The sequence below is a fragment of the bacterium genome (genome assembly GCA_020440705.1).
Classification (GTDB): Bacteria; Krumholzibacteriota; Krumholzibacteriia; order LZORAL124-64-63; family LZORAL124-64-63; genus JAGRNP01.
In genome coordinates this window covers 1-526 of sequence record JAGRNP010000393.1, presented here as the reverse complement: position 1 = coordinate 526, position 526 = coordinate 1, and the positions used below count along the sequence as shown (strand labels likewise).

2 protein-coding genes are annotated in these 526 nt (G+C 65.6%); both read right to left on the bottom strand.

Going from position 1 to position 526, the window contains the following annotated elements; all coding sequences use genetic code 11:
* On the bottom strand, positions 1–353 hold a 353-nt coding region (uppS, locus tag KDM41_18970; protein ID MCB1185508.1), incomplete at its 3' end, for a di-trans,poly-cis-decaprenylcistransferase.
* A gap of 32 nt (positions 354–385) precedes the next feature.
* On the bottom strand, positions 386–526 hold a 141-nt coding region (locus KDM41_18965; GenBank protein MCB1185507.1), incomplete at its 5' end, for a ribosome recycling factor.

Genomic DNA, 526 nt, shown 5'->3' with positions numbered 1-526 from the left:
AGCCCCTCCCGTCCGCCGATGATCCGAACGCGCACGTTGTTGCTGATCAGCGTCTCGAGGTCCGACGCCACGAAGCGGCGGAGCAGGCCGAAGATGAAGTTCACTTCCTGAGGCGGCCGCCGCCAGTTCTCGGACGAGAAGCCGAACACGGTGAGGTGGGCGATGCCATATTCGATGCAGAGCCGCACCAGTTGCCGCAGCGACCGCACGCCGGCGAGGTGACCGTCGGTCCGGGGCTTGCCCCGGGCTTGGGCCCAGCGCCCGTTGCCGTCCATGATCACTCCCAGATGGCTGGGAATGCGCAACCGCGGCCGCTCAGCGGCTCCACTCTTGATCGCGGTCGTCGTCGACATCAGCGCCCCTCCAAGGCACGGCTCGAGCGAACCTACACCTGCATTATTTCCTGTTCCTTGACGGCGACAATGCCGTCAATGTCGCTGACGGCGCTGTCGGTCGCCTTCTGCACCTGGTCGGCGAGCGAGCGGCTCTCGTCCTGGCCGATGTCGCCATCCTTCTCCAGCTTCTT